Genomic DNA, 8,660 nt, shown 5'->3' with positions numbered 1-8,660 from the left:
CCTACGCGCTGCCGGTGCTGCTCGCCGTGACGGTGCTCGTCGTGGTCGACGCCGTGCGTGCCGGGCGCACCGCCCCGCCCACCGAACCCGGTTTCGGCGCGCTCAGTCCCGGTGTCGCTGTCTTATCTCCCCCGGTTTCTGTTTAACCCCCCCCGCCGGCGGGGGGGGCCGGGGGGCCCCCCCCCGTCTCTCCCCCCCGCGGCCCCCCCCCCCCCGGCCGCCGACGTCTCCAGATAGCCCACCGCGCCGGGGATTTTGGCAACGTACGTAACCACTTCGTCGGTCACGTCGACCTCGCACTGCTCGCCGCCCGACGCCATGCCGACGCAGCTGGTGTAGCGGAACACCTTCCGGTTGTCCTCGAGCAGCCGTGATTCGAGGGCGCGCCGAGTGCCCGAGCCCGCGGTGCGGTCGATCAGAACCACCGGCAGATCGGGACCGCCGATCTGGTTCCAGTTCCGGATGTTCCCCCGATACAGGTCGCGGATCTGCTGCGTCGTCAGGTCTTTCAGGCCGACCCCGGGGTGGGTCACCATCGAGAAGGAGGCGCGGGCGAGCGGGGTCTCGGTCAGCGCTTCGAACGATGTGCCCTTGGAGCCGTCGCCGATGGCGAGCATCTCCTGGGTCGGACCGGCCTTGGTCAGCGTACGCAAGCCCGGTTCGGTGCCGGTGAAGTCGAACGCGAAATGCGCCTCGGTGCAGGTCTTCTCGTAGTTCTCGGCGGCCTTGCGGATCATCGGCGCCATCGCGGTGGAGCCGACCACGGTCAGCGAGCCCGCGGCGCAATCACGCGGTGGCGGATCGGCGCGCAACACCGTGGCCAGCAGCTGCACCATCACCACCAGGGCGAGGAACACGCTCAGTCCGAGCAGTGCGGGTTCGCGCCGGGAGCGGCTGGTGGTCACGACGAACTGGCCGCCCTTGAGGCTGCCCGCCGGGTCCACCACCTTCTCCGCGTTGGCGTCCAGCGGATCCGGGGCCGGGCCTTCGAGGACCACCAGCAGCTTGTAGTGCTCACCGCGCTCGAGCCGTTCCTTCGGCAGCACGATGCGCGAGATGTTGTCCGCGCCGACGCTGGGCGCCAGCGCGCGCAGCCCGTCGTTGAGCACCGCCAGCGATTCGCCGCGACGGGAGATCCGCTCGGTCACTTCGAGCGCGCGGATCTTGTGACGCGAGAACAGCAGTCGCGGACCACCTTCCACGTCGTAGTCGTCGCTCTCGATCACCGCGGTGCCGTAGTTCTCGATCCGGATCAGCACCACCGACACCGGATCGGGGGTCGGGGTCGCGGTGTCGGATGCCGCGGTATCCGGAGTCGCCGCTGGAACGGCGGCCTGCGAGGCCGGATCAACAGTCTGCGTCGCGCCGTTGGGGTCGGTGAGCTGGACACGGCTGGCGGGGGTGTTCATCTGCACGCGATAGCCGAGGCGTTTGCGCCCGACGAAGACGAACTCGCGCAGGAAGGTCGCCGTCGCGACGATCAGACCGAGCAGCGACAGCACGATCTCGACCGGGAACCCACCCACCGACTCCCCCTCACCCCGGATACCTGTATCCGACTGTCTATCAGGAGAATCCGCGATCGAGCCGCACGACGCCAGGTGTTCGGCGAGTCTTCACCCCGACGTCGACGCGCACCACGCCAGCAGGTCCTCGACCGGCCAGGTGTCGATCACCCGTTCGGCCCGCACCCCGTGGGCGAGCGCGCGCTCGCATCCGTAACCCTGCCAATCCAATTGGCCGGGCGCGTGGGCATCGGTGTCGATGCTGAAGTAGCAGTCCATCTCGACGGCCAGCTCGATCAGGCGCCCGGGCGGGTCACGACGCTCGGGCCGGCTGTTGATCTCGACGGCGGTGCCGTACTTACGGCAGGCCTCGAAGACCAGTTCCGCGTCGAAAGTGGATTCCGGGCGGGTGCCGCGGCCACCCTCGACGAGGCGGCCGGTGCAGTGGCCGAGGATGTCGACGTGCGGGTTGGCCACGGCGTAGACCATACGTTTGGTCATGGTGGCGCTGTCGTCGCGCAGGTGCGAATGCACGCTGGCGACAACGACATCCAGGCGCTCGAGCAGATCGGCGCGCTGGTCGAGGGTGCCGTCGTCGAGGATGTCGACCTCGATGCCGGTGAGGATGCGGAACGGCGCCAGCTGCTCGTTGAGCTCGGCGATCACGTCGAGCTGGCGCAGCAGGCGCTCGGCCGACAGGCCGTTGGCGACCTTGAGGCGCGGCGAGTGATCGGTCAGCGCGCAGTATTCGTGGCCGAGTGCGGCGGCCACGCCCATCATCTCGCCGATCGGGCTGCCGCCGTCGGACCAGTCGGAGTGGGTGTGCAGGTCGCCGCGCAGCTGGGCGCACAGCGCTTCGCCTGCGGGCGCGATGGGTTGCGCGGCGCCGCGCAGATCGGCCAGGTAGTCGGGAACCGCTCCCGCGCAGGCCTGTTCGATGACGGCGGCGGTCTTGGGTCCGATGCCGGGCAGGTCGCGCCAGCTGTGCGCCCGTTCACGCTCGGCCCGTTCGTCATCGGACAGGCCTGCGACGACGTCGGCCGCGCGCCGGTAGGCCTTCACCCGGTGGGTCTCCGCCCGCGAGCGCTCGAGCCAGAACCCGATCTCGCGCAGCGCCGCCACCGGGCCGGGGCCCGCCGCCGCCGACATGACCTAGGCGATCCGGCCGTACTTGAGGAAGGCGACGCCGTCGGCGTACACCCGGCTGGTGATCACCCGGAACCGTTCCGGCGTCGGCAGTGTCGCGCCGCCGCCGAACAGCGGCCGGCCGGTGCCGAGCACCACCGGGAACAGCTTCAGGAACACCTGGTCGATCTCGGGCAGCAGGGTCTGCGCCAGTTCGCCGCCGCCGCAGAGCCAGATCCCCAGTCCCGCTTCCCGTTTCAGCGCGCGCACGGTGCCGATGGGATCCTCGGCGATCACCTCGACGCCGGGGGCGGGCGATTCCGGCAGCGTCGTCGACACCACGTACTGGCGCAGATGCTCGTACGGGCTGGCCGTGCCGGTGCGGACGCCGAAATCGTGGGTCTTGCGGCCCATGATCACGGTGTCGAAGTAGATGTTGCCCGCCGCGATCCCCCGCGCCTCCCGCACCTTGGTCGGCAGCGTCTCGGGATACTGCGCGGTGATGGCGGGCACGTGATCACCGCCGACCGGGAAGAAGTCCACGGTGCCGTCCTCGGCGGCGATGAACCCGTCGATCGTCGATGCCACGAAATAAGTCAGCTTGCGCATAACGTCCTCCTGCACGGACCCGGTCCGGTACGACCCGTCAGAAGAAACCGTAGCGCGCCGGGTTCAGCGGCGGCGCGGCTTCCGCTGACACTTCGGGCAGGAAAACGACGAACGATTCATGAATTGTTCGCGGATCAGCAGCGTGCCGCAGCGGTCACAGGGCTCGTTCACGCGTCCGTAGGCGGCCAGTGACCGGGAGAAATACCCCGATTCGCCGTTGACGTTCACATACAGCGCGTCGAAGGAGGTGCCGCCGACCGCGAGCGCCTCGGTCATCACGGCGGTCACCGCGGCGAGCAGCGTGCGCACGACGGGCCTGGTGAGTTCCGCGGCGATCCGGGTGCCGTGCAGGCCGGCCCGCCACAGCGCCTCGTCGGCGTAGATGTTGCCGATGCCCGAGACCACGGTCTGATCCAGCAGCACCCGCTTGATCTCGGTGTTCTTGGCCCGGATCGCCGCGACGACGGCCTCGGTGTCGAACAGCGGATCGAGCGGATCGCGGGCGATGTGGGCGACCGGGTCGGGCACGATCGTGCCGTCGACCTCGACGAGATCGGCCAGCGTCCAGCCGCCGAAGGTGCGCTGATCGACGAAGCGCAGTTCGCTGGCGTCATCGAGAAGGGCCCGGATGTGGGCGTGCTTCTCGACCGGCGCACCCGCGGGCTGGACCAGCATCTGCCCGCTCATGCCCAGGTGGACCACCAGGGCGGTATCGGGCTCGTCGAAGGTGAGCCACAGGTACTTGCCGCGCCGGCGCGCGCTCTCGATCGTCCGACCGGTGAGGCGGGCGGCCAGGTCGGCGCCACCGCCGAGGTGTCTGCGCACGGCACGCGGATGGGTGACGGTGACGGTCTCGATCACGCGTCCGACGGCGTGCTCGGCGAGACCGCGCCGGACGACCTCGACCTCGGGGAGTTCGGGCACGGCTCACGCCACCTTGCCGGGCGTACCCGCGCGGGTCCGCGTGCTCACGCCTCGGAAACGGATTCGTCGGTGAGCGCCTTGTAGGCGGTCCCGGCGGCCTTCTGCTCGGCTTCCTTCTTGGAGCGGCCGACACCCTGACCGTACGGACGACCGGCGATCACCGTGGTGGCGGTGAACTCCTTGTTGTGGTCCGGGCCGGTGGAGGTGATCTCGTAGTTGGGCACACCGAGGCCACGTTCGGCGGTGAGCTCCTGCAGGCTGGTCTTCCAGTCGAGACCGGCGCCCATGCGGGGCCCACGTTCGAGCAGTTCGGCGAACAGGCGCAGCACGACGCCACGCGCCACCTCGATGCCGTGCTCGAGGTGCACCGCGCCGAGCAGCGACTCCATGCCGTCGGCGAGGATGCTCGGCTTGTCGCGGCCGCCGGTGAGCTCTTCGCCCTTACCGAGCAGCAGGTGCTTGCCGAGTCCACCCTCACCGAGACCGCGAGCGACCTCGGCGAGCGCGTGCATGTTCACCACGCTGGCGCGCAGCTTGGCGAGCTCACCCTCGGACTTCTCCGGGTGCTCGGTGTAGAGCCGCTCGGTGATGCTGAGGCCGAGGACCGAGTCGCCGAGGAACTCGAGGCGCTCGTTCGTCGGCAGACCGCCGTTCTCGTACGCGTACGACCGGTGCGTCAGCGCGAGGCGCAGCAGCTCCGGTCGTACGTCGACACCGAGGGCGGTGAGCAGGTCGGCATGATCGACCGAACCCGCGTTGTCTTTGCTGGCTGTCACAATCAGACAGCAGCGGTGACCTGGCGGCCCTTGTAGGTGCCGCAGGACGGGCACGCGATGTGCGGGAGGGTCTTCTCACCGCAGGCACGGTTCGGGCAGGTGACCAGGGTCGGCGCGGCGGCCTTCCACTGGCTGCGCCGCGACCGGGTGTTGGAACGGGACATCCGGCGCTTGGGAACAGCCACGGCTACTTCTCCTCTGTGTTTTCGCTGGCCACGTGGGCATCGTTTGCCACGGGTGCGGATCGGTCTGGGGTGGTGGAACCCTCAGCGGGGTCGCCGGTGCCGGGCGCGTCCGCGGCGAAACTCGCCAACTTCGCCCAGCGAGGGTCCAGTATCTCATGCCCATGATCAGGACCCGCAATCGCCATCCGCACACCACACTCGGGGCACAGGCCCGCACAGTCCGGGGTGCACAGCGGCTGCAGCGGAAGCTCCAGGCCGATGGCGTCGAGGATCACCGGCTCGAGGTCGATGAGGTCGTCTTCCATGCGGTAGACCTCGTCGTCCTCGGTCGTCTGCTCGGTGGTGCTGTCCGGATACGCGAACAGCTCCGTCAGACGAATCTCCACCCGGTCGTCGAACGGTTCGAGGCAGCGCGAGCACTCCCCGACCGTCGGCCCGGACGCCGTGCCGGTGACCAGCACGCCCTCCGAGACGGCCTGCAACTGCAGGTCGAGTTCCACCGCGGCCTCGGCCGGAATGGCGATCAGGTCGAGACCCAGCCGCTCGTGGTCGGTGACCGTGCGCCGCACTTCCCGCATGGTTCCCGGCCTGCGGCCGAGACTGCGGACATCCAGCACGAAGCCCGCGTCGGACACAGGACCATTGGTCTTGTGCGGACGCGACGGCGAACCGGAACCGGCGGGCATCACTGACTCACTTACTTCTGAGGGGATTTGGGCAACCACTCAACAGTACGGCAGGACCCCGCCCGAACTCAAAACGCGCGGCGGGCTCAGCGCCGGTGATCGGCGGCGTACTCGGGGTATTCCGGGGCCTGACCGCCGCGCATCTGCTGGCGGCCGCGGGTGATCGTGCGCCGGGTGGTGTTGAGCGTCTCCTCCAGTTCGGCGAGCCTGCCGCCGAAATCGGCCATCCGCTCGTCGACGTAGTCGTCGCATTCGGCGCGGACCCGGTCGGCCTCGGCCTGGGCGGTGTCGATGAGGCGGGCCGACTCGGCGTGCGCCGCGCGCACCACCTCGGTCTGCGCGACCAGCCGGGCCTGCTCGGCCTTGCCGTCGGCGACCGAGCGCTCGTAGGAGTCCTTGCCCGCCTGGATCGCCCGGTCGGCGTCGATCTGGGCGCGGCCGGTGAGCTCGTCGTATTCGGCATTGCCGTCGGCGATCACCTGGTCGGCCTCGGCCTGCGCGTTCGCGACCAGCCGGTCGGCATGCGTGGTGGCCTCGGCGACCATCCGGTCGGCGTGCGCCTTGGCCTCGGCGAGGATGCGGTCGGCCTCGGCGCGCGCGGACTCGATGGTCGTGCGGGCCTGCTCGTTGGCGGAGGTGACCGTGGCCTCGGCGCCGGTGCGGGCATCGCCGACGATCTTGTCGCGATGGTCGAGCACGTCCTGGGCGTCGTCGAGTTCGCCGGGCAGGGCGTCGCGGACGTCGTCGAGCAGTTCGAGGACATCGCCGCGCGGCACGATGCAGCTGCGGGTCGGCGGGATGCCGCGTGCCTCTTCGACGATGGCGACCAGTTCGTCGAGTGCTTCGAATACGCGATACATGCTCACTACCCTCCTGCTGAATCCCGGCGAACGCACTGCCGTCGTGGCCCAGTCTGCCCGGCCGACGCGCGTGTACCGAATGTCGTCGCGGTGTGTCGCGACAGTGTCCTAGATCGCACCGATATCAAGTGGAGTGCGGCCCTCCACTTCCGCTACCATCGGGAGGCACGACAACGCCGTCCGCCGGGAAGCACTACACGTTTTCTGCTGTTGTACTCCTCGACGCTCGTTCATCGCGATCGGAGTCGACCATGACCGTTCTGGAAACACCGAGAATCTCGGTGTCGCACCTTCCGGGCATGGTCACACCCTGGATCGGTCCATTCCCCGCCATCGCGCCGACGAAACCCGCGGTGCGCCCGCGCGTGGACCGGACGCTGACCTACCTGCGCGGCGACCGCGCGCTCCCCCAGCTCATCCGGTTCGCCCTCGTCGGCGGTTCCAGCAATATCGCCTATGTGCTGCTGTTCTTCGCCATGCACGGCGTGGGGCCGCTGATCGCGAACGTCGCCGGCTCGGTCGTGAGCACCGTCATCGCCAACGAACTGCACCGCCAGCTCACCTTCCACGCCGCGGACCGGGTCACCTGGTTCACCGCGCAGTGGGAGGGCGGCGGACTCGCGCTCCTCGGCCTCGGCATCACCACGGCGAGCCTGGCCGCGCTCGGCGTCTGGGCGCCCGGGTTGGGCGACACCGTCCAGGCGCTGGCCGTGCTCGCCATCACCGCCGCCGTCGGCGGGATGCGCTTCCTGGCCCTGCGCGGCCTGGTCTTCTAGCCGCGGCGCTCGGCCAGGCGGTCCAGCAGACGCTTGTGGACCACCGGCGGCAGCATGTCGCTGACATCGCCGCCGTAGGCCGCGACTTCCTTCACCAGCGAGCTGGACAGGAAGCTGAGCGAGGGGTTGGTGGCGATGAAGAAGGTGTCCACGCCCGCGAGCTTGTGGTTCATCTGCGCCATCTGCAGCTCGTAGCCGAAGTCGCCCGCGTCGCGCAGGCCCTTGACGATCGCCCCCACGCCTTCCTGCTTGGCGAAGTCGACCAGCAGGCCCTGCCACGACGCGACGCGCACGTTGGACAGGTGGGCGACCGCTTCGCGGAGCAGGTCCATCCGCTCGTCGACGGTGAACATGCCCTGTTTCTTGGGGTTCACCATGACGGTGATGATCACCTCGTCGAACTGCGCGGCCGCGCGGGTGAACACGTCGAGGTGACCGTTGGTCACCGGATCGAAGGAGCCGGGGCACAGTGCAGCAGCCATGCTCAGACGCTAGCACCGAACTCGGCGAGCTCGATTCTGGTCTCCCCGTATTTGCGCGGCTTCAGCGCCGCATAGCCTGCGGGCCAGACGATTTCGGGTGAGCGAATGGAGCGTTCCACGATCACCAGCGCGTCGGGCGCGAGCCAGCCGTTGTTCGCCAGCGCGGTGAGATCGGCGATCACGTCCTCGGTGCTCACCTCGTACGGCGGGTCGGACAGGACCAGGTCGTAGGCGGCGGGCGCGGCATGGGCCAGGACCGTGCCGACCGAACCGAGGCGCAGTTCGGCCCCTGGCAGGCCCAATTCGGCGATATTGGCGCGCACGATCGCGGCCGCCTTGCGATCGGACTCGATCAGCAGCGCGTGCGCGGCACCGCGCGAGAGCGCTTCCAGGCCGAGCGCGCCCGACCCCGCGTACAGGTCGACGACCCGCGCGCCGTCGAGGTCGAGACGCGCGTCGATCGCGCTGAACAGGGCTTCGCGGACCCGGTCCGAGGTGGGCCGGGTTCCCGGGGGGGGGCGCCGGGCGGGGCCCCCCCCCCCCCCCCCCCCCCCCCCGCGCCCGACAAAGAAGAGCCCGCCGCCCCCCTGACCCCCACACACCGAGACTGTCGCGATGAGTCTCGCACGGATGGCCGGATACGCCGCGCGGCTCGATGACTCCCATACAGCGACCAGTCTGATCATGGTGTGGGGTCCGTTGTTCGAGCTCGCCGTGGCGCTCGACGGACTC

The 8,660-nt window shown here is 69.5% G+C and carries 11 protein-coding genes; 1 reads left to right on the top strand and 10 read right to left on the bottom strand.

What is annotated here, in order from left to right; all coding sequences use genetic code 11:
- Positions 1-122: 122 nt before the first annotated feature.
- The 8 genes from QH270_RS07845 to QH270_RS07810 all read right to left on the bottom strand — a co-directional run bounded on the left by QH270_RS07845 (position 123) and on the right by QH270_RS07810 (position 6,670).
- A complete protein-coding gene (locus tag QH270_RS07845; protein ID WP_280339832.1) occupies positions 123-1,526 on the bottom strand; it encodes a PstS family phosphate ABC transporter substrate-binding protein in 1,404 nt (467 codons plus the stop codon).
- A gap of 90 nt (positions 1,527-1,616) precedes the next feature.
- Positions 1,617-2,654: a PHP domain-containing protein gene (locus QH270_RS07840; protein WP_280339831.1), complete on the bottom strand. Its 1,038-nt coding sequence runs from the start codon at positions 2,652-2,654 to the stop codon at positions 1,617-1,619.
- A 3-nt stretch (positions 2,655-2,657) separates the two neighbouring features.
- Entirely contained in the window at positions 2,658-3,239 is a 582-nt protein-coding gene (locus QH270_RS07835; protein ID WP_280339830.1) for a dihydrofolate reductase family protein, read from the bottom strand.
- A gap of 63 nt (positions 3,240-3,302) precedes the next feature.
- Entirely contained in the window at positions 3,303-4,163 is an 861-nt protein-coding gene (gene mutM, locus QH270_RS07830; RefSeq protein ID WP_280339829.1) for a bifunctional DNA-formamidopyrimidine glycosylase/DNA-(apurinic or apyrimidinic site) lyase, read from the bottom strand.
- A 44-nt stretch (positions 4,164-4,207) separates the two neighbouring features.
- A complete protein-coding gene (rnc, locus tag QH270_RS07825; RefSeq protein WP_280339828.1) occupies positions 4,208-4,939 on the bottom strand; it encodes a ribonuclease III in 732 nt (243 codons plus the stop codon).
- Positions 4,940-4,941: 2 nt separating this feature from the next.
- The gene (gene rpmF / locus QH270_RS07820; RefSeq protein WP_067988453.1) at positions 4,942-5,124 is read right to left on the bottom strand and encodes a 50S ribosomal protein L32; all 183 of its coding nucleotides are present in this window, start codon (positions 5,122-5,124) and stop codon (positions 4,942-4,944) included.
- Between the two features lie 2 nt (positions 5,125-5,126).
- Positions 5,127-5,810, bottom strand: a complete 684-nt coding sequence (locus QH270_RS07815; protein ID WP_280339826.1) for a YceD family protein — start codon at positions 5,808-5,810, stop codon at positions 5,127-5,129.
- An 86-nt stretch (positions 5,811-5,896) separates the two neighbouring features.
- Positions 5,897-6,670 carry a DivIVA domain-containing protein gene (locus QH270_RS07810; protein ID WP_280339825.1) on the bottom strand — a complete coding sequence of 258 codons (774 nt, stop codon included), beginning with the start codon at positions 6,668-6,670 and terminating at the stop codon, positions 5,897-5,899.
- Between the two features lie 251 nt (positions 6,671-6,921).
- Between QH270_RS07810 and QH270_RS07805 the strand changes: the two genes are divergently transcribed.
- Positions 6,922-7,446: a GtrA family protein gene (locus tag QH270_RS07805; RefSeq protein ID WP_280339823.1), complete on the top strand. Its 525-nt coding sequence runs from the start codon at positions 6,922-6,924 to the stop codon at positions 7,444-7,446.
- Here QH270_RS07805 and coaD read toward each other — a convergent pair.
- Together coaD and rsmD are read right to left on the bottom strand one after the other, a co-directional pair.
- The gene (coaD, locus tag QH270_RS07800) at positions 7,443-7,928 is read right to left on the bottom strand and encodes a pantetheine-phosphate adenylyltransferase (RefSeq protein WP_280339822.1); all 486 of its coding nucleotides are present in this window, start codon (positions 7,926-7,928) and stop codon (positions 7,443-7,445) included. The genes QH270_RS07805 and coaD overlap by 4 nt on opposite strands.
- Positions 7,929-7,930: 2 nt before the next feature.
- Positions 7,931-8,530, bottom strand: a complete 600-nt coding sequence (gene rsmD, locus QH270_RS07795) for a 16S rRNA (guanine(966)-N(2))-methyltransferase RsmD (protein WP_280339821.1) — start codon at positions 8,528-8,530, stop codon at positions 7,931-7,933.
- Between the last annotated feature and the right edge of the window lie 130 nt (positions 8,531-8,660).

The organism is Nocardia neocaledoniensis, from assembly GCF_029868625.1.
In the GTDB taxonomy this organism is placed as follows: Bacteria; Actinomycetota; Actinomycetes; order Mycobacteriales; family Mycobacteriaceae; genus Nocardia; species Nocardia neocaledoniensis_A.
This window is presented reverse-complemented; position numbering and strand designations above follow the sequence as displayed.